Here is a 24,451-nt window from a genome sequence, read left to right as displayed (position 1 = left end):
ATTATGCCCGGCTAGAGGCAAATGACGCTGATGCCTGCACGAGCCGGGCTTCGTTACGACCGCGGGTTCTCGGATGCGAAGACCCATGGTCGTACGGGCCATGTCTGAGAGGATGCGGCATTCTATCAGCGAGTCGCGATCAACGCCACCCGTCTCTATGCTGCGACGGCGCCTGCGCCATCTAGAGCACCACTAGATTGTCGCGATGGATCAGCTCGGGGGATTCGACGTAGCCGAGCCGCGCCTCTATCTCACGGCTCGGCGCCCCGATGATCAGCTCGGCCTCGGCGATGTCGTAATTGACCAGCCCCTTGGCGACCCGCTCGCCGCGCTCATCGACGCAGACCACCAGATCGCCGCGCTTGAACCGGCCGCTGACCTGCCTGACGCCGACCGGAAGCAGGCTCGAGCCGTGGGTGCGCAGCACCTCCACCGCACCGTCATCGATCACCAGCGTTCCACGCACCTGGAGCTGGCCGGCGATCCAACGCTTGCGCGCGGTGATCGGCGCATGCTCGGGCTTGAGCAGCGTGCCCAGCGACTCGCCGCGCAGCAGTCGCAGCAGCACGTCCGGCTGCCGGCCGCTGGCGATCACCGTCAGCGCGCCGGAGCGCGCGGCCAGCCTGGCCGCGCGCAGCTTGGTCGCCATTCCACCGCGACCGAGCAGCCCTCCGCCGCCCGCCACGGCGTCGAGCCGCGGATCGTCGGCATCGCACTCTTCGATCAGACGCGCATCGGGGTTGCTGCGCGGGTCGGCATCGAAAAGCCCCTCCTGATCGGTGAGCAGCAGCAGCGCTTCGGCTTCGACCAGGTTGGCGACCAGCGCGCCCAGAGTGTCGTTGTCACCAAAGCGGATCTCGTCGGTGACCACGGTGTCGTTTTCGTTGATCACCGGAACCACGCCGAGCGAGATCAGCGTGCGCAGCGCCGAGCGGGCGTTGAGATAGCGCTTGCGATTGGAAAGGTCGTCATGGGTCAGGAGGATCTGCGCGCTGCGCACGCCGTGCCTGGCGAAATGTCCCTCCCAGCACTGCACCAACCCGGATTGCCCCACCGCGGCGGCGGCCTGCAGCTCGTGAAGCTCGCTCGGCCGCGAGTGCCAGCCCAGGCGGACCACGCCCTCGGCGACGGCGCCGGAGGAGACCAGCACCGGAGCGATGCCGAGCGCGCGCAGCGCGATCAGCTGGTCGACCCAGCCACCGATCGCGACCTCATCGAGCCCGCGTCCGTCGTTGGTCAGAAGCGAACTGCCGATCTTCACCACTACGCAGCGAGCCCGTTCGAGGCTCGCGCGGTCCGGAACCTGCGCACTCATCCCTTACGCTACTCCCCTGCTTTGGAACCGCCTTGGAATCGAAAACGCCGCGGTGCATGCCGCGGCGTCTGGAACGTGATCGAGCCAACCAGGCGGCGTTCAGCCGCGCAGGCCAGCGGTACGCTCAGCGAACGTACTCGATCTCGACATCATAATCGTCCTCGTCCCAATCATCATCGTCGTCGTCGCTCTCATCCTGCTCGACGTCTTTCTCGACGACGCGCCGATGGCGACGAGCGAGACGCTCCTCGGCCCGGGCCAGCGACTCCTGCTCCATCCGCTCGCGCATTTCACGCTCGCGCTGCGCCGCATCCTCGCTTTCGAGCACCTGCTGGCGCTGCTCGACCAGCCAGCGATGAGCGGCCTGGACCAGCTCGTCGCAGCCTTCGCGATTGGCCGCGGAAAGCTCGAACACCGGCCCCTCCCAACCAAGCCGCTGCTTGATCTCGGCGACCTTGGCGGCGCGCTCGTCGGGGGCGATCAGATCGAGCTTGTTGATCACCAGCCACCGCGGCAGCTCGGCGAGCGCTGGCGAGAAGCTGGCGAGCTCGGCGGCGATCATCTCGACCGCAGCCACCGGATCGCTCTCGTCGACCGGCATCACATCGACGACGTGGAACAAAAGCCGGGTGCGGGTGAGGTGCTTGAGGAAACGAAGCCCGAGACCCGCCCCCTCGGAGGCCCCCTCGATCAGCCCCGGCACGTCCGCGATCACGAAGTGCTCATGGGAGCCGATCTTGACCACGCCGAGGTTGGGCACCAAGGTGGTGAAGGGATAGTCCGCCACCTTGGGACGCGCCGCCGAGACCGCGCGGATCAAGGTCGACTTGCCGGCGTTGGGCATGCCGAGCAGCCCCACATCGGCCATCAGCTTGAGCTCGAGACGCAGCTCGCGACGATCGCCTTCGGTACCCTGGGTGGTGCGCCGCGGCGCGCGGTTGGTCGACGATTTGAAGTGGACGTTGCCGAGCCCGCGGCGGCCGCCCTGGGCGACCTTGAGCTCTTGACCCACTTCGGTGACATCGCCGATCACCTCGAGGGTCTCGACATCGATCACGATGGTACCGACCGGCACCTTGACGTAAAGATCCTCGCCCTGGCGGCCGCTCATCTGGCTGCCCTGGCCGGGACGGCCGTTCTCGGCTTTGTAAAAGCGCTGGAACTTGAAGTCGATCAGAGTATTGAGCGACTCGTCGCCGACTAGGTAGACGCTGCCGCCATGGCCGCCGTCACCGCCGTCGGGACCGCCCTTGGGGATGAATTTCTCGCGCCGGAAACTCAGGCAGCCATTGCCGCCCTTGCCCGCCTCGACGGTGATCGAAGCTTCATCGACGAATTGCATACGTTCTCCTCACGCCTTGCTCGGGCGCCTTCAGCAATCGTACGGCGTGGCGGGAACAACGAACCCGGGAAGACACTGCATCGACGTCGATTGCACGATCTGCGACGACCCGAAGGCCATCGTTTGAACTGGATGGAGCCGCCCAAGCGGCACTGGCCCTTGCGGGCCGACATGCGAAAGAGCCCCGCGACGAGGGCGGGGCTCTTTCACCTGCCGACCGACCCCGGCATGCGCCAGGGTCGCGGAAGGCCGTATCAGGCCGGGACGACGCTGACGAACTTGCGCTGCTTCGGACCTTTGGTCTCGAACTTGATGTGACCATCGGTCAGCGCGAACAGGGTGTAGTCCTTGCCCACGCCCACACCGGTGCCAGCGTGGAACTTGGTGCCGCGCTGACGAACGATGATGTTGCCGGCGATGGCGGCCTGGCCACCGAACAGCTTCACGCCGAGGCGTTTCGAATGAGAGTCGCGTCCGTTGCGCGAACTACCCGCCGCTTTCTTGTGAGCCATTGCACTTTACCTCGCTTCTCGGGGAATCGATCGCTTACGCGCTGATTCCGGTGATCTTGACTTCAGTGAACCACTGGCGGTGGCCCTGACGCTTCATGTGGTGCTTGCGACGGCGGAACTTGATGATGGTCACCTTGTCGCCGCGGCCGTGCGAAACCACCTCGGCAGTCACCTTGGCACCGTCGACCAGCGGGGCGCCAACCTTGACTTCGTCACCGCCGATCAGCAGCACCTGGTCGAAATCGAAGCTCTCGCCGGTGGCGATCTCGAGCTTCTCGAGCTTGATGCGCTGGCCTTCCTTGACGCGGTACTGCTTGCCACCGCTCTTGATTACTGCATACATGGGGATTTCTCCGAACGACTCATCTGGATCGCTACTTGGTCGACCTGCGTCGAGTGGCACCCCTTCTGGCACCATCTAACAGGGAGCACGACGAGTTTGGGGCCGCGCATTATAACCATCCAGCCCCCATCACTCAAGTGTCCAGACCAGCCGCCTTGACGCCCCTGCGCGCCCCGCCTAGCATACCGCGACGGTGCAGCCCCAGGGCATCGCAAGGCTGCCGATGGCGGCGAAGCGTGCCCGTGAAGTTCGAATCACGGCATCGCCTTTACAACTCCCAAGACGGTCGTCTCGTCCGACGCCGGCACCGACACTCTCGGTTGTGACGGATAGAGCGGCGGCGAGCGCATCACAGCGACAGAGCCAGCCATGTCATTCAGCGCCTCCCCGACTCACGCTCCAGTAGCCGAAGACTTCGCCGAAGTCGATCGCACCATTCATCGACGTCTCGCCTCCGATGTCCCCTTGGTCGAGACGATCGGCCACTACATCGTGGAAAGCGGCGGCAAGCGGGTTCGCCCACTGCTGGTGCTGCTCGCCGCGCGCGCGCTCGGCTACCGCGGAGAAAAGCACGTACTGCTGGCCGCGCTGATCGAGTTCATGCACACCTCCACCCTGCTCCATGACGATGTGGTCGACGAATCCCGGCTGCGTCGCGGCAAGCCGACCGCCAACGAGGAGTGGGGCAACGCGCCCTCGGTACTGGTCGGCGACTTCCTCTATTCCCGCTCGTTCCAGATGATGGTCGACGTCGGCTCGATGGAGATCATGGCGATTCTGTCCCAAGCGACCTCGACGATCGCCGAAGGCGAGGTGCTCCAGCTGACCAACATCGGCAACGCCGACATCGACGAGGCGGACTACTTCAAGACCATCCAGGGCAAGACCGCGATGCTGTTCGAAGCCGCATCGCACACCGGCGCGATGCTCACCGACGGCAGCAGCGAGCAGATCGAGGCGCTGCGGCTCTATGGCCGCCATCTCGGGCTCGCCTTCCAGCTGGTCGACGACCTGCTCGACTACCTCGGCGACGCCGACACGATGGGCAAGAACGTCGGCGACGACCTTGCCGAGGGCAAGCCGACGCTGCCACTGATCCAGGCGATGAAGACCGGCACCGCGGAGGAAGCGACACTGATCCGCCGAGCGATCGAGCAAGGCGGCCTCGAGCACCTCGACACCGTGCTCGACATCGTCCGGCGTACCGGCTCGCTCGACTACACCCGCGATCGCGCACTCGAAATGCGCGACCGGGCGCTGGCCAACCTGGACTGCCTGCCGCCGAGCGAGTTCCGCGATAGTCTCGCCCTGCTGGCGCGGCAAGCGGTCGAGCGCAGCGCCTGAACGGCAACGATCGCTTGCAAAAGAACGGCAAAGACTTATAATGCGCCCCGTTCTCGATGCTTGGGGCGAACGCCGCTAGCAGCGGGCAACATGTCGGAGTGTAGCTCAGCTTGGTAGAGCACTGTCTTCGGGAGGCAGGGGTCGTAGGTTCAAATCCTATCACTCCGACCAAATAGATCCCGCCAAAACCGCCACTCACGGATCATTCCGGGTGGCGGTTTTCGTATGCCCCTCTTCTGCTGCCTCGATCATCACCCCCACCTGCGCCGCCACCGTCGAAAGACCGGCGATGGGAAGGCTGGCTCGGCCGCGAACGACGCTCAGCGGGCCGCTGCGGCGATCATCGCCAGTGCTTGGCGATGCAGCTCGGGTGAGGCCGCGGCTATCACTTGGCCGCGTGAGTCGAGGCCCAGCGGCCGTCCTCGCCAGTCGCTGATCACGCCACCGGCGCCCTCGACTATCGTGACCAGGGCCAAATAGTCATATGGCTCGAGCCCGGTCTCGATGATCAAATCGATGTGGCCCGAGGCGAGCAATCCGTAGCCATAGCAGTCGCCGCCGAAGCGTACCAGCGCGGCCTGCGCCATCACCTGGTCGAGGCCATTGCGCTCATCGGCGGCAAAATAAAACGGTGAAGTGGTATAGAACCGTGCCTCGGCGAGCGTCTCGCATCCGCTGACGCGACAAGGCTCCCCGTTCAGTCGAGTCGGCTCTCCCACCTGCGCGCTCCATCTCTCGCCGAGCGCAGGCGCATCGATCACTCCCAAAAGCGGGCGACCGTCGCGCAGCAGGGCGATCAGCGTTCCCCAGAGCGGCCAGCCGCTGATGAAACTGCGGGTGCCATCGATCGGATCGATCACCCATACGTACTCGGCATCGAGCCTTTCCCGTCCATGCTCCTCGCCGAGGATGCCGTGGTCGGGATAGCGCTGCGCGATCATCATCCGCAGCGCGGCTTCGGTCTCGCGATCAGCGATCGTGACCGGGCTCTCATCGCTTTTGGTGTCGATCTCGAACGACTGCCGGAAACGCCCCAGGGTCAGGGGTGATGCGGTATCGGCAAGGGCCTGGGCGAAACGCATCGGGGTGTCGTGGTCGGAGCGGAAAGTGTCGGCGGCGCTGGGCATGGTCGGGCGATCTCGACGAAGTGACCTTCGGCACCGACGGGGCGATGGACGAGGAGTCGGCGGCGGTAAAAAAAACGTTGCGTCCTATCCTTTGGTGTGATTTCAATAGACATATCCATAAAAAAACACATATTCCACAAAACAACAACAATAACGCCAAGCCCCCCTTCGCCAGGATCGGCCCGCAGGCGCAGAGCGCCATATTTCGCCTCATCGCCCGATCGCAGCAGCACCAGTACCAGCAGCACCGTGGTCGATAACAAAAGTGACACCCCGATGCCGACATGCGCTTCCATGCCGCCCTGTCCGTCGCCGCGCCACCGATAGGCCGTGATCCCATCGGTACCCGCGCCGATGCCCGGGGCCGGAGCGCGGCCGCTGGCCCATCGCTAGCCGACGTAGCGCCGTAAGCAGTTTCAAGAGCCGTTCCTAGACCAATAACACCGATAAAAACATCAGGAGGGTTTCATGATCAGTCGCCGGAATTTCCTCAGTGCTTCAGCGCTGGCCTGCGGTGCGTTGGCCACTGCCAGGATCGATCCCGATTTCTTCTTCACCTCGGCCCGTGCACAGAGCAATCGTCCGATCACCTTTCTCTCCGCCGAGAACATCACTGGCAACTGGGACCCGACCGCTCATACCACGCTGTCCCAGACCACGATCCAGGGATTCGTCATGGGCTACTTGGCCCGCGCACCGATGCGCCCCGAGGACCCCGGTGAGATGGTGATGGAACTGGCGACCTCGATCGAGCAGCTCGATCCTCACCGGCTCGAGATCCGGCTGCGCGAGGACATCACCTTCCACGACGGTAAGCCGTTTCGCGCCGAGGACGTGAAGGCGACCTTCGAATACGGCTCGCAGCCCGACCGGCCGGCGCAGTGGTACCCGGGCTCGAACGAGACGTTCGAGGTGACCACGCCGGACGACTACACGGTGATCGTCGATACCTCCAAAGGCGGCTACGGCGCTCACCTGTTCATCTTCCTCGCGGCCTACCTGCCGATCATGTCGGCCAGCGACATCTCAGGTGGGCCGCGCGGCCCGCTCAGCCAGCGGTTGAACGGCACCGGCCCGTTCCGGTTCGTCGAGCAGCGAGGCAACAGCACGGTGATGGAGGCATTCCCCGACTACTACAAAGGGCATCCGACCGTAGAGGGCGTGACGTTCTCCTTCGTCGGCGACGCGACCACGCGCATGCTGTCGTTGATGAACGGCCAGGCCGACATCATCGAACGCCTGGAACCGGAGCAGTTCGCGACCCTGGAGGGCCGGGACGACATCAAGCTGTCGCGGCTGGTCTCGGTGGAAAACAAGTACCTCTGGTTTCGCTGCTCGAAACCGCCCTTCGACGATTGGCGCGTGCGCCGCGCGGCCTGTCACGCGATCGACCGCACGGTGATCGACGAGATACTGGGTACCGCGGGCGAACCGTCGTCGAATTTCATTTCGCCGATCAAGTTCGGCTACTCGGACTTGGCCAACTATCCCGAATACGACCCAGAGGAGTGCCAGCGCCTGCTGGCCGAGGCGGGCTATCCAAACGGCGAGGGCCTTCCCGACCTGGAGTACATCACCTCGACCGGTTTCTATCCCAAGACCCGCGACTACGGCGAGATCATCACCATGCTGCTGCGCGAGCAGGGCTTTCCGGTGACGCTGAACGTGATGGAGGTCGCCGCCTGGAACGAGCGCCTGTACGACCGCCCCGGCGGAGGCCCCGGTCATATGATCGACTGCGGCTGGTCGACCGGATCGCCCGAGCCCGACCTGGTACTGCGCACCCATTTCCACTCCTCCTCGAAGCGCATCTGCGGCATCGAGGATGCCGAGATCGATGCGGCTCTGGACCGTGAACGCAACGCCGCGACCCTCGAGGAGCGCCGCGAGCTGCTGCAGACCGACCTGCTGCCGATGCTGGCGGACAAGGCGCCAGCGCTTTCGCTGTTCACGTCGGTGATGATCCACGGCATGCGCGCGGAGATGGACGGCCTGTTCATCTACCCCGACGGCCTGACCGACGCATCGAAGGCGGTCTTCTCCACCTGACCTGCAAGCGCGGCGCGCACCGCTGCGCGCCGCCCCGCTCACTGGCTGGAGGATGGAGCCATGTTCATCATGGTCTTTCTAGCGAAGAGGCTGGCACAGGGCACCTTGATCGTTGTGCTGGTGGCCTTCGTCATTTTCACCCTGCTGCGCGTGGTACCGGGTGACCCGGTGCGGCTGATGGCCGGCGGCATGGCGCCCGAGACGCTGATCGAGCAGATCGCCACCGAAATGGGACTGCGCGACCCGATCCCGGTGCAGTTCGGCCGCTACATCGCAAGCGTCGCCCAGGGCGACCTGGGCCAATCCTTCATGCGTCCGGCCAGCGGCGCGGCGGTAGGCGGCGCAAGCTTCGACGACATGACCCGCTCCGAACGGGCCCGAGTGCTGGACCTGATCGCCGAGGCGGCGCCGAAGACCCTCCAGCTGGCGCTGCTGGCCATGGTCTTCGCCCTGATCGTCGCGGTGCCGATCGGCGTAGCGGGCGGGCTTCACCCTGGGCGCTGGCCGGACAGGATGGCGCTCTACCTGGGGTCGGTGTTCGTCAGCCTGCCGAATTTCTGGCTGGGCATCGTGCTGGCGCTGCTGCTGTCGGTGAAACTGGGCTGGCTGCCGGCGATCGGCTATCGCGGCTTCGCCTACACCGTGCTGCCGGCGATCGTGCTGGCGGTCGAGATGGCGCCGTTCATCATCCGCACCCTGACGGTGTCGGTCGCCCAGATCATGCGCCAGAGCTTCATCGACATCGCCCGGATCCGCGGCCTGTCGCGCCTCCAGATCATCGTCCGACATGCGCTGAAGAACGCCTCGGTGCCGCTTTTGAACCTGCTCGGGGTGCAGTTCTCGATGCTGCTCGGCGGCGTGCTGGTCGTCGAATTCATCTTCGACTATCCCGGTCTCGGCCTGCTCACCATCAACGCGGTCCTGCAGCGGGATTTCCCGCTGATCCAGGGTATCGCCATCGTCACCAGCGCCGCCTTCGTGCTGATCAACATCGCGGTCGATCTCGCCACGACCGCCATCGACCCGAGGCTGGAATACTGATGTCCGAGATCGATATCCCCCAGCCCCCCGCGAAACCCGTGCGCACTCTCACCTCGCGTATCTGGCACCTGGCCTGGGCCTCGGTCGAGTTTCGCATCGGGCTCTGCGTCTTCACCCTGCTGCTCCTGGCGGCGCTGCTCTACCCCGAACTGAGAGGCATCGACCCGACCGCGATGAACATCCGGGCACGCTTCACCCCACCGCTGCTGCTCGCCGAAGGCTTCAGCTGGGCACACCCCTTGGGCACCGACCAGCTGGGGCGGGACATGCTGGTGCGCTCCTTGGTGGGGCTGCGCTACTCGCTGCTGATCGGGGTGACCACCGTGGTGCTGATGCTGGTGATCGGCTGCGCGGTAGGAATGGTCGCCGGCTACTACGGCGGCAGGATCGACATGCTGCTGATGCGGCTGACCGATGCCCAGCTGTCGATCCCGATGATCATCCTAGCCATCACCATCCTCGGTGTCGCACGCCCCACGATACCGGCGATCATCCTGGTGCTGGGACTCTCGGGCTGGCCGGTCTACGCCCGCGTGATGCGCTCGACGGTGATGGCCGAGCGCAGCAAGGAGTACGTGCGCGGCGCGCGGGTGCTGGGCGCCTCGGACGCGCGGATCATGCTGTCGCTGCTGCTGCCCTTGGTGCTGCCACCGATCGCCTTCGTCGCCGTGCTCGACATCGCGCGGATGATGATCTTCGAGAGCGTGCTGGGATTCCTCGGGCTCGGGGTTCAGCCGCCCACGCCTACCTTCGGCAACGTCATCGCCGAGGGTCGCCAGTACCTGTTGAACGCATGGTGGATCGCGACGATGCCGGGCGTCTTCCTGTTCCTGACGCTGGGCAGCATCAACCTGATGGGCGCCGCGCTGGAGCGCGCCCGCAACAGCGTCTATGGAGGCCAGCGATGACTGGGGATTCGCTGCTCAGCGTGCAGAATCTTTGCGTCGACCTGAACACCTCGGCGGGCAGCACGGCGATCCTGCGCGACATCTCGTTCGAGATCGCCACGCGCCAGATCGTCGGGGTGATCGGCGCAAGCGGCTCGGGCAAGACCGTGCTCGCGCGGGCGCTGGCCAGCTGGCTGTCGCCACCGCTTGGAATCTCGGCGGGGCGGATCCTGTTCCAGGGCCGCGACCTGGTGGCCGACGCCGGCTTGGCGAAGCGCCTGTCCGGGCGCGAGATCGCCTACGTCGGCGGCAATCCCGCCGGCGCGCTGGATCCGACGATGACGGTCGGCACGCAGATCGTCGAGAAGCTGCGCGCGGTGCGCCCCGGCATCTCGGTGACCGATGCGCGCAAGCGCGCGATCGAACTGCTCTCGGCGGTGCGCATCCCAGCGGCGCACCAGCGGTTCCACGAATATCCGTTCCAGTACAGCGGCGGGATGATGCAGCGGGCGATGATCGTCGATGCGCTGATCTCGGACCCCGCGCTGCTGATCGCCGACAACATCACCCAGCCGCTGGATGTGACCATCGCCGCGCAGATCCTCAAGCTGCTGCGGGAGCTGGCGAACGAATTCGATACCGGCGTTTTGTTCGTCTGCTCATCGCTGCCGGTCGCCTGCGATGCCTCGGACAGGGTCATGGTGCTGCATGGAGGCCAGGTGGTCGAGCAGCAGCCGCCCGCTGCGCTGGTCCAGCGGCCGCGGCACGCTTATACCCAGGGCCTGATCGCGGAACTGCCCCGCCTGTGGGACGAGACGACGCCGGCCCCCATGCACGGCGACGCACGCCAGCCGATCATGTCGGTGCGCGGCGTCAGTCGCAGCTACTCGGTACGAAAGCCGGGCGGCCTGGGGAAAGTGCAGGTGCAAGCCGTGCGCCAGGTGGATTTCGATGTCTACGCCGGGGACAACTTCGGCGTCGTCGGCGAAAGCGGCTGCGGAAAATCCTCGCTGATGCGCCTGCTGACCGGGCTCGAGCAGCCCGACAGCGGTGAAGTGCTGTTCGAAGGAACCAACGTCTCGACCAGCTCGTCGGCCGAACTGCGCCGGCTGCGGCGCCGGTTCCAGCTGGTGCTGCAGGATCCCTATGGCTCGCTGCCGCCGCAGTCGACCATCGGTGCGATCCTGGAGGAACCGCTGAAGATCCATCGGATCGGCAGCGCGCGCGAGCGCCGCGCACGCGCTGCCGAGGTGATGAACGAAGTCGGCCTGCCGCCAAGCCTGTACCACGAACTGCCGATGGGGCTGAGCGCCGGGCAGCGCCAGCGCGTGAACGTCGCGCGCGCGATGATCCTGGAGCCGCGCCTGCTGATCATGGACGAGACCCTGTCGGCGCTGGATCAGACCGAGCAGGGCAAGATGCTCAGCCTGTTCGAGCGGCTGCAGGCACAGCATGGGTTCACCTATATCTTCATCTCCCACGACCTGGCGATGGTCCGCCGGGTGTGTTCGCGGATCGCGGTCATGTACCTCGGCGAGACCGTGGAAGTGGCGCCGAACCGCAAGCTGTTCTTCGATCCCGCCCACCCCTATTCCCGCGCGCTGCTGTCGGCCGCCCCGACGCTGGAGCAGCGCCGCTACCGCCCCGAGGAGTGCCTGCTGGAGGGCGAGCCGCCCAGCCCGATCGACCTGCCGCCGGGCTGCTCCTTCGCCAATCGCTGTCCGCACGCGTTCGACCGCTGCCGGCTGGAGAGCCCGAGGCTGCGCAGCTCTGGGGAAGGCGCACTGTCCGCCTGTTTCCTTCACCAGCCATCTTCCCAGCGAGCGACGACAGCCGAGCTGCTTCGCTAGCCAAGGCCAGTAGCCCCAAGGAGAACAACCATGCCCGACACTCAGCGCATCCCTCGCATCGACAGCGAGTCGCTCGACGAACTGATGGCCACGGTCTCGACATTCGGCTCGACCGGTGACGGCGGAGTCGACCGTCCCGCGCTGACCGATACCCATGCCCAGGCCCGTGACTGGTTCGCCGCGCAGATGCGCAGCCGAGGCTATGAGGTGCGGGTCGATGCGATCGGTAACCTGTTCGGTGTGCTCGAGCTGGCCGGCCCCGATGCGCCACTGATCATGGTCGGCTCCCATCTCGACAGCCAGCCCAAAGGGGGGCGTTTCGACGGGGCCTATGGCGTGATGGTGGCGCTGGCGGGTATCGAGGCCGTCCGCGAAGCCGCTCACGCACAGGGCATCACGCCGGGCTGCAACTTCGCCATCGCGGACTGGATGAACGAGGAAGGCGCACGCTTTCAGCCCAGCCTGCTGGGCAGCAGCGTCTTCGCCGGCGAGCTGACCCTCGACTTCGCCCTCGATCGGCGCGATGGCGACGGCCTCCGCGTCGGCGACGAGCTCCAGCGTACCGGCTACGCCGGCTCCGCTTCCGCGCCGGTTCCCGATGCCTATCTCGAAATCCACATCGAGTGCGGCCCGATCCTCGAGCGCGAACATAAGGTCATCGCGCCCTTCGTACGCTACTGGGGAGCACTGAAGGTCCGTATCGAGGTCACCGGTGAACAGGCGCATACCGGTCCCACCGCGATGGCAGAACGCAAGGATGCAGTGCTGGGGGCCGCCTATCTGATCAGCGCGATCCGCGAACTGGTGGACCAGGCGCCCGACACCCTGCATACCTCGGTGGCGCGCCTGGAGATCTCGCCGAACTCGCCGAACATCGTCCCCGGGCAGGCGGTTCTGTTCGCCGAGCTGCGCGCCCCCGAGATGACGACGCTTACCTGGGCCGAGCAGGCGCTCGAAGCCGCCCTGCCCGACTGCATGAAGCGCGCCGGCGTAGCGGGGCGGATCGTCTCCATCGACCGCCGGCCGGCCGGGCGCTTCGACACACGCCTGGTGGAGATGACCGAGACGGCCGCGGACGCCCTGGCGCTGCCGCGCATGCAGCTGGACACGATCGGTGGACATGACGCCATCCCGGTGCTGCGCCGCTGTCCGGCGATCGTCATCGCCGTGCCGAGCAAGGACGGTATCTGCCACAACCCGCAGGAATACACTAGTCCAGAGAATCTCGCCGCCGGCGGGGACGTGCTGGTCCACATGCTGTGGCGGCTGTTTCGCGCCGGCGGCGACCTGGACCGAGCCAGGGAGGATGCGTGATGACGGACCATGGCGGCGAGGTGGATCCGAACCTGGTGCTCGAGGCGGCGGGACTGCCCGGGGCCGTGCTTCAGCCAGGCCCGGAGTCGGTGGCCTCACCGACCTGCCGGGCCGTCGATAGCCTCACCTATCGCCTCGAACACCCCACCACCCACCAGCCGCTGTTCCTCAAGATCATGCACGCGGAAATGCGCAGCTTCTACGATCTCGACGCGGCGATCGCCGGAGCAAAACTGGCCTCGGACCTGGGAATCGGTCCGCGGGTGGTCTGGGCCGACGCAGCGCTCGGCGCGGTGCTGTTCGAACGGTTGGAGGCAGGCTGGCATACCGCGACGCTCGATCGCCTGCAGGTACCCGATATCCTGGACCAGACCCTCTCCAGGCTGGCCCGCCTGCATGCGGCCCCGCCAATGGCGGCACGCTTCGACCCCTTCGCCCGAATCGACGAGCTCAGTGAACGCGCAGGCGCATTGAGGCTACCGCTGCCGGACGACTTCTGGTGGATTCTCAGGATGGTCGAGGCGATCGGGCAAGCCACCAGCGCAGGCCCACTGGCTCCCTGCCGCAACGAGGGCAATGCATCCAACCTGATGATCTCGAATGCAGGCGCCGTGATGCTGCTGGATTTCGACAGGGCCGGGATGAACGACCCGCTCTATGACGTCGGCGTCGTGCTCAACGAGGCGCACTACTTCGAATCCGAGATGCGCATGGCCTTCAGCCATTACATGGGGGGAGAGGATCCCAAGGCTTTCAACCGCGCGCGGCTGTACGCCATCGTCGATGACGTGATGTGCGCGCTATGGGGATTGGTCGCGGCTCGGACGACGACGCGAAAGCAGATCGAGTTCATGAAGTACGGCGAATGGCGCCTGATGCGCGCGCGACTGGCGCTGAACCATCCGCAGTTCGAGGAAAAGTTGCGCGGGCTTTGAGCGACGGAGGATGACGATGATGATCAAGAAGCTCGGAGAGGCCACCACGGCCGCCGAACGTGAGATAGAAGCAGCGATCTACAAGGCGCCGCTGTTTCGCCGCTGCGCAGGAATCACCTACCGACCGGTATCGGGCGGGATAAGCAATTCGAACTGGCGTGTGACCTGCAGCGATGGCACGGGGGACTACTTCGTCAAGCTGCCCGGCAAGGGTACCGAGATGTTCATCGACCGGGTCGCCGCGCTGGACGCATCGCGCAAGGCCGCGGCGGCGGGCATCGGCCCTGCCGTGCATGACGACCTGGCCGCGGAAGGGATCGAGATCAACGATTTCATGCCGACCCACCGTGCCAGCACCCACAGCGTCTTCGCCGACAGCGAGGCCCGACTGGCCGCGATCGATGCCTATCGAAGGTTTCACGCTCTGCCGTCGCTGATGCTGACCAAGACCGTTTTCGACATGATCGATGAGCACGAGGAGCAGGTCAGGACGCTGGGCGCACCGCAGCCGCCCGATGGCGAGTGGATCGCGCTGAACTACCGCTTGGCGCGCAGCGCGCTGGAAGCCTCGGGACTGGACCTGGTGCCCTGCTTCAACGACCCGATGCCGGGTAATTTCATGGTCGGCCCGGACGGTGCGATCATGCTGATCGACTACGAGTATGCGTCGATGAACGACCGCTGCTACGATCTCGGGATCTGGTTCGGCGAGATGTTCTTTTCGCCCGCGGTCGAACACGCCCTGATCGAAGCCTATTTCGGCCACGTCACCGACCAGCTCGTCGCACGCGTCACGATCCACAAGGCGCTGGCCGACATCAAGTGGGCAGCCTGGTCGATGGTGCAGATGATGGTCTCGCAGCTCGAATTCGATTATTTCAAGTACGGCGCATGGAAGCTGATGCGCTTTCGCGCCATCGTTGGCGACCCCGCCTGGAAGACCCATCTATCCAAGGTATGAGTTGCGGATACCGAATCATGGATCCCTCGCGGTCCATCGTTGCGCCCTATCCGGGGCAAGGTATTCCGCGCTGGCGGTGAGTAAAGGGATTTGACCGGATGTGGCATCAGGAACGCTATCAACGCATCTGCACGCTGCTCGACACTTTTCAACGCCTCTCCACCGAACGGTTGGCGTCGGAGCTGGGTGTATCACGCGAAACCGTCAGGCGGGACCTGCTCTACCTCGAACGCCGCGGTGAGCTCAGGCGCATCCACGGCGGCGCGATGACGACCAGGCGCCAAGAGCCGCCGATCGATGTGCGTGCAAAGACCCGGATCGAAGAAAAACGCACGATCGCCAAGCTCACGCGCAGCGAGATCTCCAGCGGCCAGACCCTGTTCATCGACGCAGGCAGCACGACGACCCTCTTGGCCGAGGAGCTCAGTACGCTGGAGGGCCTGATCGTGGTGACCAACTCGATTGCCGTGGCGCTGAAGCTCGCCCCCTCCCCACGAGAGGCGCACAGCACTTCCAGCAACCGGGTGGTCCTGCTCGGCGGCGACGTCAACTCCGCCCTGCAGGCGACCTTCGGTGCCAAGACCATCGGTGAGATCCACCGCTACCGTGCCGATCTGGCGCTGCTGTCACCGGTCGGTATCGACGCCGCCCACGGCGCTACCAGCTACGACCATGACGAGGCGGAGATCGCCGCCGCAATGGCCTCGTGCGCATCGCGTGTCGCACTGCTCGCCGACCATAGCAAGATCGGGCAAGCCAGCCGGCTGTCCTACTGCAGCGCCTCGCGGATCGATCTGCTGGTCAGCGATCGCGCCATCGACGACCCGGCGCTGCTCGCCGCCCTCGCCAGGGGAGGACGGGTCCTTCACCCCGGCAGCTAGCCCTTTGCAGGCGCCCTTGCCGATTCGTGTCGAGGCAAGCGCTGCGGACGAGGATCACCCGCCGGCGCTGCGGCTCGATGTCAGTGGAACACCACGGTGCGGTCGTCGTTCAAAAGGACCCGGTGCTCGAGGTGCAGTCGCACCGCACGAGCCAGCACTTGGCACTCTGTATCGCGGCCGATCGCGGCCATGTCTTCGGCGGTCATCGAATGGTCGACGCGCTGCACGTCCTGTTCGATGATCGGCCCTTCGTCGAGGTCCGCGGTGACGTAGTGCGCAGTAGCGCCGATCAGCTTCACCCCGCGCTTGTGCGCTTGATGATAGGGACGCGCGCCCTTGAAGCTGGGCAGAAAGGAGTGGTGGATGTTGATCACCCGTCCGGAGAGCGCTTTCGATAGGTCATCGGAGAGGATCTGCATGTAGCGGGCGAGGATCACCAGATCGACGCGCTGCTCGCGTATCAGCGCCAGCAGTTTCCCCTCCTGCTCCGCCTTGCTGGCGGCGGTCACGGGCAGATGATGAAACGGCACACCCTCGTGCTCGGCGCGACGCCTGAAGGTGTCGTGGTTGGAGAGGATCGAGGTCAGCTCCATCGGCAGCTGCCCGGTGTTATGGCGATAGAGCAGGTCATTGAGACAATGGCCTTGCTGGGAGACCAGGATCATCACCCGCGGCTTGACCGCGGCGTCATGCACTTCCCATTTCATCGAGTACTCAGCGCCGACCGGCGAGAACCCTTTGCGGAATGCCTCGAGCGAGCCGCTCTCTTCGACCTCGCAGCATACCCGCATGAAAAAGCGCCCATTCTCGCGGTCGACGTACTGTCCGCTTTCGATGATGTTGCCACCTTGCGCTGCGATCGCGCTGCCGACGGCGGCAACGATACCCATGCGGTCCGCGCAGGAGAGAGTGAGGACGAGGGTTTTCATCGGCGGGAATATCTCCGGAATTCGATTCGTGGCTATTCGAACAGACTGGCCACGGCAAAGACGAAAAACAAAACGATCACCACTACCGCAACCCCGACGATCAACAGACGCACGTCCTTGAGCGGCGCAAAGCGACTTGGCCTGCCGCCCTTTCCAGCAGCGGGGCCGGTGGCATCGTGACGCGCTTTTTCGGCTGAGTTCGATTCTTTCATGACCAGTGGTCCACGCTGTACAGGAGGGGCTGGATAGCCAAGGGCCGGCTGGCGGCCCTTGATGGGGCGAGCAGTATATGCCCGATCAGCGAGCTCGGTAAGGGGCCGCCAGTGGAGAGGAGACGAACCTCCATTGCGCCGCGGGCATCCTTCGGGACATCCCACCGACCTTTTCTGCGCCGCTTTGCCCTGGGCTTCTCTTTGGTCGCAAGGCACTTCCAGCGTCGGTCAGCGCCGCTACACTGGAGGGGTACTCGAGCCCAGCGAGGGCGCCAGCCAGCGCCTCCCCCGGGCTCGGGCCGCGATCCAGGCGAAACTCCAGCCTAGGTTCGAAACGGAGGCCTTCGATATGTCCGATTCGATGCTCAGTGCTCTCGTGGTGATTTCGCTCACCGGTCTCAGCGCCTGGATCTGGTCGATGCTGGTCAACGCACGCCCCCGCGATCCTCTCTACCTCCGCCCCCGCAGCATCCGCCGCGGGATTTCGTCGTTGCGCAGAAAGCGCAAGGATTCAAGCGAGCCCGACCAAGCCGCCCACCAGCGTCGATCCGATCTCGCCCACGAGCGAGCGCAGGACGTCGGTCAGGATAACGGCTCCTAGCTCGCGTCTTTCCCACTGTCGATCATTCTGCGGCAGCCGCCGCGCTAGACGCCACGCCGCGCTCGGCCATTTCGTCCCCCCGGACTGCGCTGCAACTGGTATCGAGAATCGCAGCTTCGGGCGTAGCCCAAGTCCGGTTTTGGCAATCGCCCATCGACCTGCCGGTAAGTCATTAGAAATCACGGATTAAGGAAACGGCGCAGCGCTCTCGTCGATACTCCAAAGGATTGACCGTAGCGCCCGCCCGGGCCGGATAGAGCCCGCACCGCGCCTGTCGGGCCCCACCAAACGTTTGGAGCGAAACGTGGATACTGAAGAATTCCGCAGGCACGGCCACGCCGTGATCGACTGGCTGGCCGACTATCACGCGCAAATGAGGAACCTGCCTGTGCAGGCCGCGACGGAACCGGGCAGCGTCAAGGCACTCCTGCCGGACGCTCCGCCCTCTAAGGGCGAGCCATTCGAAGCGATCCTCGGTGACATGGACAAGGTCGTCCTCCCCCACCTCTCCCACTGGCAGCATCCACGGTTCTTCGGCTTCTTCCCGTCGAACTCACTGCACGCGGGCATTCTCGGAGACCTGATGAGCAGTGGCCTCGGCGTCCTCGGCCTGTCCTGGCAGTCCTCGCCCGCGGTGACGGAAGTCGAAGAGGTCGTCGTCGACTGGTTCCGCCAGATGGTGGGCCTTTCGCCGCAGTGGTTCGGCGTAATCAACGATACCGCCTCGTCCAGCACACTAGTGGCGCTGCTGACCGCGCGCGAGCGCTCGACGGACTACGCCTTGGCCCGGGCGGGCCTGCAGGACGGCGGCCAGCGCCTGGTCGTCTACACCTCGGTGAGCGCGCACTCTTCTGTGATGAAGGCGGCCCTGCTCTGCGGTTTCGGCCGTGAGAACGTCCGCCTGATCGATGTCGACGAGGTCTTCGCGATGCGCGCCGATGCGCTCGAACAGGCCATCGTCGCCGACTTGGCCGCTGGGCTCAAACCGTGCGCCATCGTCGCCGCCGTGGGGGGCACGGCGACGACTTCATTCGATCCGGTCGACGAGATCGCCGAGATTGCGCAAAAGCACGGCGTCTGGCTGCACGTGGATGCAGCGATGGCCGGCAGCGCGATGATCCTTCCGGAATACCGATGGATGTGGAATGGCATCGAGGGCGCCGACAGCGTCGTGATCAACGCCCACAAATGGCTGGGTGTGCCCTTCGACTGCTCCCTCTACTTCGTCCGGGACGAGCCGCATCTGCTGCGGGTCATGTCGACCAATCCGACATACCTGCAGTCGGAGACCGACGGCGTGGTCCGAAACCTCCGTGATACAAGCATCCCTCTCGGTCGGCGTTTCCGAGCTTTGAAGCTGTGGTTCGTGATTCGTGAACAGGGTGTCGATGGCTTGCAGGCGCGCCTGCGACGCGATTTGAAGCTAGCAACGGAGCTGGCCGAGGAAGTTTCGCGCACACCGCATTGGCAAGTGGTGGCGCCGGTAGCGCTACAGACCGTCTGCGTTCGGTTCGAGCCGCCGGGCATCCCGGAGGGAGCGCTCGATGAGTTCACCCGGGCGTGGGCGAGCGCGGTCAATAAATCCGGCGAGGCCTTCGTCACACCCGCGACCGCAGGTGGAAAGTGGATGGTCAGGGTATCCATCGGCGCACCGGAAACGACCGACGAGGACGTGAGGTCACTCTGGTCGTTGATGCAGTCCGTCTCCGCGGACATCGCCTCGACACTGCGGACGAACCAAGCCGGCGCCTGAACTTCGAGGCGCCCTGGCACTGCGCTGGCGCAGCCGCCGAGCAGCGATTCATCGCTGCTCGGACAGCCATCAGGCCAATGCAGCAGCGGTGCACAGCCGTAGTTCCGGCGCGCAGGCAGTGGCTGCGGCAAGCACCCCTTGCTCCTGCACCGCGGCGAAAGCAGTCTTGAATGCTTCCATGTCTTCGCGCGTCCCTACCGATACGCGCACCCAGTTGGGCCAGCTCGGCCAGCTGCGCCCGACATGGACGCCGTGGCTCGCCATCGCCGCGGCCACGTCCTTGCCTGGCCGACCGACATCCATCATGAAACAGTTGGTATGCGACACCGTGCACTCGACTCCCCGAGCCTGGAGCCAGCGGATCACATCGTTACGCACCCCGGAGTTATAGGCACGCCGTTCGGCCACTATCGTTTGATCCTCGATGCTCGCCTGCGCCGCCACCGCAGCAGTGACCGAAATGGCATCGGACCCCATTGCCCGCAGTCTGGCCAACGCATCACCCTGTCCCACCGCGAATCCGCAGCGAAGACCCGCCATACCGTAGAGCTTGGCGAAGGTATGCAGCACGATCAGATCAGGGTGCGATGCCACCAGGTCGATCACCGACTGCTCTTCGGAGAAGTGGATGTAGGCCTCATCGACCAGCAGGATGGCATCGGCGGGTTTATTGGCCAGCGCGCTCACGATCGCCTCGCGCGGTGTGATGGTGCCGGTCGGGTTGTTGGGGTTGCAGACGTAGATCAGTCCGGCATCGGGGAAGGCGCACATCGCAGTCAGATCGTGCGCGCCATTGGCGAGCAGCGGCACACGGTGGACGGGGGTACCCATGCGCTTGGCGACCTGCTCGCAGGCCTCGTAACTCGGGTCTGCGACCACCAGTGAACGCTCGGCCGAAGTGAATACCCGAGGAGCGAGCTCCAACGCCCATCCCGAGCCGGGATAGAGGATCACCTGCTCGGCATCGACGCCGAGGTGCGCGGCCAGCGAGTCGTGGAAACGCTGGATCAGATCGAAGCGGTAGAAACCGGTCTGCCCGATGATCTCGACCAGCGCCTCGCGGGCGGACTCGCAAGGACCGAGCGGATACTCGTTGTAGTTGATGAAAGTGCCCTCGCGGGCAAAGCGTGCCCCGGGGACGGGCGCAGGCGCCGAGGGCGCAGGCTTTGCACTGGCGCAGCCGCCGAGCAATGGCAGAGCGGTGCCGGCGACGGCGAGGGCGGAAGCTCCCAGCGAGGAACGAAGGAAATGGCGGCGGGAACCGACATCGGTCATGGCGACATCCTTGGCATGTTATTGTTGGAAATCAAACGCCTTCTTGTTGTAACACGCCAAGGACATAGACCAAAGTTCGATCTCGTTCAGTGCAGCGCTTCAGGGGCCACCTCGATCCAGTTGAGATCGGCACTCGGCTGCTGCCCGGCCTCACGCTGCTGCTCGGCGGAGCGGCTTCGCCATTCACGCATCCGTTCAGTATGGCTGGCACTGCGCGTGACCCAGACTCTCACGCCGCCCTGCTCGACGTCGGTACCGTTGAGCAGCATGTAGCCGTCCGAACCGGAGGTATCCCCGGCGACCAGCACCGGCTTGTTCCATTGATCGATCCAGCCATAGAGGGTGCCGAGCTTACCTTCGAACCAGGTCATCGGATTGACCAGGTAGCTGGTCAGTACCATCCGCTGGCTGGCCGCCTGATCGTACACGCCGTCTCTGATCGCGAACCGCGAGGTGGTCAGCTCACCGCTCTCGGGGTCCTTGAGCAGCGTGTTGACGCCGATCACGTGCTCGGGCGGCACGTTGTAGCCGTAGCGAGGATCGGAGGCCACCATCCGCACGATCTCTTCGTTGGCGGCAGTGACGACATAGACCTCGATGCCGTTCTCCTGCAGCCGATTGTAGAGCTCCTGCATGCCGGCGAAGAGTCGCGGCGGCTCGACCTCGTATTCGACGTAGTCGTCGCCATCGTAGTAGTGGGCCGGCACCGGCTTGCCCTCGGCCAGCATCTCATCCACGTTGCGCTTGAGTTCCTCGAGGCTCAGCCCCGCGAACGACTGGGCGATCCACGGGTAGCAGACCAGATCATCGATCTCACACAGCCGGTAGTAATAGCTGAACAGGCTCTCGGGCTGCCCCTCTGCGTCCTTGAACGGAATCAGTTTGAGCGCCGGATCGAGGTTTTCGCGAGTCAGTACACCCTTGTTCTCGAGGTAGGGCAGCAGCGACTCGGTGATATCGAACTGGTAGCTGGTATTGTCCATGTCGAACACTGCGTAGGCATGCTCGCGACCGCGGTTTTGTTCGATCATCGCGTCGATCTTGGCGGCCGCCTCCGGCGGCCAGTGCTCGAGCTTGGTCTCGGCGAAGGCGAGATGCGTGGCAGCGGCGCACAGCACGCCGAACATCAAAGACGAGATAGTGCGTGTCATGAAGATCCTCTCGGCATAGTTATCGTTGGATTTGGTTATCGTTGTATTTGCCGGCGCCAACGTGGCGTCGGCGCCAAGACCCTAACATCGCCGCTGGCTTTATTGAATGATCAATTAAAAAAGAAAGGCGCAGCGGCTCAAAGCAGCCGCTCCAACCTCAATACCCTCGCGATCCAGGCCTGGAAACGCCGCCAGGGATTGCCTCGCTCGCGGTGATAGCAACGCAGCCGGCCATTGCCATCGTCGGATATCCAACTCAGCCGCCCCTGGTCGATACGTACCTCATAGCTGTGCTCGGGCAGCACGCCGAAAGCGTTGATCCCGCGCAGCTCGCGGTTGAGCGCGACGCTCTCTATCACGACGCCGAGCTCGCAGTTCCACCACACCGATCGCGGATCGAGATTGAACGAGGCGATCATCAGCCGGTCATGATCGAACGCGAAGGTCTTGGCATGCAGCGAATTGGAACGCGGCCGCGAGAGCTTGAGCCTGGTTCGCGCGCGCAGCCGGGCACGCATCCGTGACCTGGTCAGCGGCTGGTAGCGAATTTCATAGAGTTTCGCCCCCGCCGCCAGCAGCGGCTTGCGCCAGGGGGCGTAACCGCCGTGCACCAGTGGAACGTCGGTGGCTTCCAGCGCGTTGGTGATCGCCATCACCTTCACCCCGCGCGCGAGCAGGGCGAACAGGTCGATGCCGTCGAGGTCATGGGGAATCAGGTAGCCAGAGACCACCTCCAGGCTATGCTCGACCCGATCGAACTCTTCGACCACCTTGCCACTCATCCGCAGTTCGCGGGGCGGCAGGCCGCGCATCGCGGCCACCTCGGGGTCGTCCCACAGCACCCGCGCCGCGGCCCACTCGAGCCGCCTGGCCAGTTCGTCGCGGTCGTCCCGGCGCAGCTCATCGAGCGCTTCGTCGTACTCCTTGCCCGTTCGCGAAGGCTCGGCGCAAATCCTCTCCAGTTCGTCATCCAGCGCACGCCAGGCCTGCCCATCCCGTGCACGCGCGAACTTCGCCAGCGGCACCGCCAGCGGATGGTTCCAGTAGGCATCGAAGCTCTGGGCCAATCGCTCGGGCGTCTCGCCACCGACGGCCAGCGCGTCGATGTCGATGAACAGATGGCGGGAATCGGAGCTGAAGTAGTCATCGCCAAGATTGCGACCGCCGAAGATCGCCAGGCTGCGATCGGCCAGCCACAGCTTGTTGTGCATCCGCCGGTTCAGGCGGCGGGCATTGAGCACCAGGCTCGCGAGCCGGGTGAGGGTGAATCGGCGCCCGGAGGGAATGGGGTTGAACAGCCGCACTTCGATGTTGGGATGGCTATCGAGCTTGGCCAGGCGGTACTGCTGGTGACCAACGCTCAGATCATCGAGCAGCAGCCGGACTCTGACCCCGCGCTGCGCAGCCTGGATCAGCTGGCGCAGCAGCCGCCGGGTACTGTGGCCGTCCTCGAAGATGTAGCTCTGCACTTCCAGGCTGTGGCACGCCCGTTCGGCGAGCAGCGCCCGTCGTGCATGCGCCTCGATACCGTGAGCCAGCAGCTGGAAGCCGCTATGACCGCCCCGTCCCTCGGCAAGCGACCTTGCCCACTCGGCTTCGCTCTCGCGCTGATCGATCGAACCCATGCTTGCTCCTGGTCGATGCCGGCAACGCCTGGCGACTGAAAATGGCTTGCGCACCGCCGATGACACCAGACAGTACTCAGCGCCCGCAGGATAACCCGCGTATCCCGCCCCGCCCACTAAAGGCGCAGGAGGCCTCGATCAACGCATTCTCGCTAGGCTCTTTGACGCTGCCGCTTGCACCGCTGCACGCGGCGATCGCCGTAGCGGTGCTGCTCGCCCTCGGTGCCGGACGCGCGGGACGCCCGCGACTGCTCGGTCGTGCGGCGCTGGCCATCGCATGCGGGCTGCTCATACGGGCGCTGATGCCGGCGCTCGACGACCAACTCGGAGACTGGCTGGCAGTGCTGGCGGCGCTTGGCGTGCTAGTGCCCTCGAGCCTGCACCGGCGTGCCACGCGACGGCGCAAGGCCCGGGAGCTTCTCGCCCTAGCGCTCGCGCTGGCGATCTGGCATCTGCTCGAGTACAACGCCCCGCTGGCACCTCGACTGCCAGAGCGACTGGCGCTGCCACCGCTCGAACGGCTCGACGGCACTTTGCGCCACGCCTCGCCTCCTCCTGGCTCGTCATACCCCGCCAGGCCGCTACTGCTGGTGCTATGGCGCAGCGACTGCGCACCATGCCTCGCCCAGCTGGCGCGACTGGCCGCAGAGCCGATCCCGGCCACCGCAGTCGAGACGCTGCTGGTCAACCAGGGTGAAAGCCTGCTCGCCAACCTTCGCGCCCTGGGCGCTCATCGCGACGGCGCATGGCGAGATCCCGGCCAGCGGCTCCAAGCCGCCGCCGGCACCCCGGGGCTGCCGCTCACCATCCTGCTCGACCGCGACGGCCAGGTGCTGGAATGGCACCTCGGCGTCTTCGGCTCGCGTGAATGGAGACGCTGGCGCACGCGTCTGCCGGAGGGTGCGATGCAATAGCGCGTGAAGCGTCGCTGACAAGCCGCTAGAATACGCGCCCCCTGATTGATGTCGGCGCGCCGACCGCAGCGACGACTCTTCGACCCGATT

Annotated in this window: 23 protein-coding genes and 1 tRNA gene; 13 read left to right on the top strand and 11 right to left on the bottom strand. The window is 65.1% G+C overall.

From position 1 onward, the window contains the following. Positions 1-181: 181 nt before the first annotated feature. The 4 genes from proB to rplU all read right to left on the bottom strand — a co-directional run bounded on the left by proB (position 182) and on the right by rplU (position 3,512). Positions 182-1,315, bottom strand: a complete 1,134-nt coding sequence (proB, locus tag Q376_RS0104805) for a glutamate 5-kinase (RefSeq protein ID WP_027349354.1) — start codon at positions 1,313-1,315, stop codon at positions 182-184. A gap of 124 nt (positions 1,316-1,439) precedes the next feature. Further along, entirely contained in the window at positions 1,440-2,657 is a 1,218-nt protein-coding gene (gene cgtA, locus Q376_RS0104800; protein WP_027349353.1) for an Obg family GTPase CgtA, read from the bottom strand. 254 nt (positions 2,658-2,911) lie between these two features. Continuing rightward, entirely contained in the window at positions 2,912-3,169 is a 258-nt protein-coding gene (gene rpmA, locus Q376_RS0104795; RefSeq protein WP_027349352.1) for a 50S ribosomal protein L27, read from the bottom strand. Between the two features lie 34 nt (positions 3,170-3,203). Continuing rightward, the gene (rplU, locus tag Q376_RS0104790; protein WP_027349351.1) at positions 3,204-3,512 is read right to left on the bottom strand and encodes a 50S ribosomal protein L21; all 309 of its coding nucleotides are present in this window, start codon (positions 3,510-3,512) and stop codon (positions 3,204-3,206) included. A 369-nt stretch (positions 3,513-3,881) separates the two neighbouring features. On the opposite strand from rplU, the gene ispB reads away from it, so the two are divergent. Both ispB and Q376_RS0104780 read left to right on the top strand, forming a co-directional pair. Then, positions 3,882-4,856 carry an octaprenyl diphosphate synthase gene (ispB, locus tag Q376_RS0104785; RefSeq protein WP_043446286.1) on the top strand — a complete coding sequence of 325 codons (975 nt, stop codon included), beginning with the start codon at positions 3,882-3,884 and terminating at the stop codon, positions 4,854-4,856. Positions 4,857-4,950: 94 nt separating this feature from the next. Next, positions 4,951-5,027: transfer RNA gene (locus tag Q376_RS0104780), tRNA-Pro, on the top strand. Between the two features lie 149 nt (positions 5,028-5,176). On the opposite strand, the gene hisN is transcribed toward Q376_RS0104780, so the two are convergent. Then, the gene (hisN, locus tag Q376_RS0104775; RefSeq protein ID WP_027349349.1) at positions 5,177-5,938 is read right to left on the bottom strand and encodes a histidinol-phosphatase; all 762 of its coding nucleotides are present in this window, start codon (positions 5,936-5,938) and stop codon (positions 5,177-5,179) included. Further along, complete coding sequence (locus tag Q376_RS24660) at positions 5,896-6,279, bottom strand: hypothetical protein (RefSeq protein ID WP_155834147.1); 384 nt, start codon at positions 6,277-6,279, stop codon at positions 5,896-5,898. The genes hisN and Q376_RS24660 overlap by 43 nt, the downstream gene beginning before the upstream one ends. A 172-nt stretch (positions 6,280-6,451) precedes the next feature. Between Q376_RS24660 and Q376_RS0104770 the strand changes: the two genes are divergently transcribed. The 8 genes from Q376_RS0104770 to Q376_RS0104735 all read left to right on the top strand — a co-directional run bounded on the left by Q376_RS0104770 (position 6,452) and on the right by Q376_RS0104735 (position 15,901). Continuing rightward, positions 6,452-8,032: an ABC transporter substrate-binding protein gene (locus Q376_RS0104770; protein WP_043446283.1), complete on the top strand. Its 1,581-nt coding sequence runs from the start codon at positions 6,452-6,454 to the stop codon at positions 8,030-8,032. A 60-nt stretch (positions 8,033-8,092) separates the two neighbouring features. Then, positions 8,093-9,073 carry an ABC transporter permease gene (locus Q376_RS0104765; RefSeq protein WP_027349347.1) on the top strand — a complete coding sequence of 327 codons (981 nt, stop codon included), beginning with the start codon at positions 8,093-8,095 and terminating at the stop codon, positions 9,071-9,073. Beyond that, positions 9,073-9,981: an ABC transporter permease gene (locus tag Q376_RS0104760; protein ID WP_027349346.1), complete on the top strand. Its 909-nt coding sequence runs from the start codon at positions 9,073-9,075 to the stop codon at positions 9,979-9,981. Before Q376_RS0104765 ends, Q376_RS0104760 begins: the two co-directional genes overlap by 1 nt. Then, positions 9,978-11,810, top strand: coding sequence for an ABC transporter ATP-binding protein (locus Q376_RS0104755; protein WP_027349345.1), 1,833 nt, complete (start codon positions 9,978-9,980; stop codon positions 11,808-11,810). The genes Q376_RS0104760 and Q376_RS0104755 overlap by 4 nt, the downstream gene beginning before the upstream one ends. A 30-nt stretch (positions 11,811-11,840) precedes the next feature. Then, the gene (locus Q376_RS0104750) at positions 11,841-13,124 is read left to right on the top strand and encodes a Zn-dependent hydrolase (protein ID WP_027349344.1); all 1,284 of its coding nucleotides are present in this window, start codon (positions 11,841-11,843) and stop codon (positions 13,122-13,124) included. Beyond that, positions 13,124-14,059 carry a phosphotransferase gene (locus Q376_RS0104745; RefSeq protein ID WP_027349343.1) on the top strand — a complete coding sequence of 312 codons (936 nt, stop codon included), beginning with the start codon at positions 13,124-13,126 and terminating at the stop codon, positions 14,057-14,059. Before Q376_RS0104750 ends, Q376_RS0104745 begins: the two co-directional genes overlap by 1 nt. Before the next feature lie 16 nt (positions 14,060-14,075). Beyond that, a complete protein-coding gene (locus tag Q376_RS0104740; protein WP_043446311.1) occupies positions 14,076-15,020 on the top strand; it encodes a choline kinase family protein in 945 nt (314 codons plus the stop codon). A gap of 98 nt (positions 15,021-15,118) precedes the next feature. Beyond that, the gene (locus Q376_RS0104735; protein ID WP_027349341.1) at positions 15,119-15,901 is read left to right on the top strand and encodes a DeoR/GlpR family DNA-binding transcription regulator; all 783 of its coding nucleotides are present in this window, start codon (positions 15,119-15,121) and stop codon (positions 15,899-15,901) included. A gap of 80 nt (positions 15,902-15,981) precedes the next feature. Here Q376_RS0104735 and purU read toward each other — a convergent pair whose 3' ends face one another. Both purU and Q376_RS0104725 read right to left on the bottom strand, forming a co-directional pair. Continuing rightward, on the bottom strand, positions 15,982-16,830 hold the full coding sequence (gene purU, locus Q376_RS0104730; protein WP_027349340.1) for a formyltetrahydrofolate deformylase: 849 nt from the start codon (positions 16,828-16,830) through the stop codon (positions 15,982-15,984). A 32-nt stretch (positions 16,831-16,862) separates the two neighbouring features. Then, positions 16,863-17,042 carry a hypothetical protein gene (locus tag Q376_RS0104725; protein WP_027349339.1) on the bottom strand — a complete coding sequence of 60 codons (180 nt, stop codon included), beginning with the start codon at positions 17,040-17,042 and terminating at the stop codon, positions 16,863-16,865. 349 nt (positions 17,043-17,391) lie between these two features. Between Q376_RS0104725 and Q376_RS0104715 the strand changes: the two genes are divergently transcribed. Continuing rightward, on the top strand, positions 17,392-17,643 hold the full coding sequence (locus Q376_RS0104715) for a hypothetical protein (protein WP_027349338.1): 252 nt from the start codon (positions 17,392-17,394) through the stop codon (positions 17,641-17,643). A 304-nt stretch (positions 17,644-17,947) separates the two neighbouring features. Further along, on the top strand, positions 17,948-19,396 hold the full coding sequence (locus Q376_RS0104710; protein WP_027349337.1) for a pyridoxal phosphate-dependent decarboxylase family protein: 1,449 nt from the start codon (positions 17,948-17,950) through the stop codon (positions 19,394-19,396). A 69-nt stretch (positions 19,397-19,465) separates the two neighbouring features. On the opposite strand, the gene Q376_RS21435 is transcribed toward Q376_RS0104710, so the two are convergent. The 3 genes from Q376_RS21435 to Q376_RS21430 all read right to left on the bottom strand — a co-directional run bounded on the left by Q376_RS21435 (position 19,466) and on the right by Q376_RS21430 (position 23,447). Further along, a complete protein-coding gene (locus tag Q376_RS21435; RefSeq protein ID WP_052364953.1) occupies positions 19,466-20,671 on the bottom strand; it encodes a pyridoxal phosphate-dependent aminotransferase in 1,206 nt (401 codons plus the stop codon). 86 nt (positions 20,672-20,757) lie between these two features. Continuing rightward, positions 20,758-21,822, bottom strand: coding sequence for an HAD family hydrolase (locus Q376_RS0104700; RefSeq protein ID WP_043446278.1), 1,065 nt, complete (start codon positions 21,820-21,822; stop codon positions 20,758-20,760). A 137-nt stretch (positions 21,823-21,959) separates the two neighbouring features. Further along, the gene (locus Q376_RS21430; protein WP_052364952.1) at positions 21,960-23,447 is read right to left on the bottom strand and encodes a phospholipase D family protein; all 1,488 of its coding nucleotides are present in this window, start codon (positions 23,445-23,447) and stop codon (positions 21,960-21,962) included. A gap of 59 nt (positions 23,448-23,506) precedes the next feature. Between Q376_RS21430 and Q376_RS0104690 the strand changes: the two genes are divergently transcribed. After that, positions 23,507-24,361, top strand: coding sequence for a TlpA disulfide reductase family protein (locus Q376_RS0104690; RefSeq protein WP_155834145.1), 855 nt, complete (start codon positions 23,507-23,509; stop codon positions 24,359-24,361). The last annotated feature ends 90 nt before the right edge of the window (positions 24,362-24,451 follow it).

The sequence above is a fragment of the Halotalea alkalilenta DSM 17697 genome, assembly GCF_000621205.1.
In the GTDB taxonomy this organism is placed as follows: Bacteria; Pseudomonadota; Gammaproteobacteria; order Pseudomonadales; family Halomonadaceae; genus Halotalea; species Halotalea alkalilenta.
The sequence above is the reverse complement of the archived record's forward strand: the minus strand, read 5'-3'. Positions and strand labels throughout refer to the sequence as shown.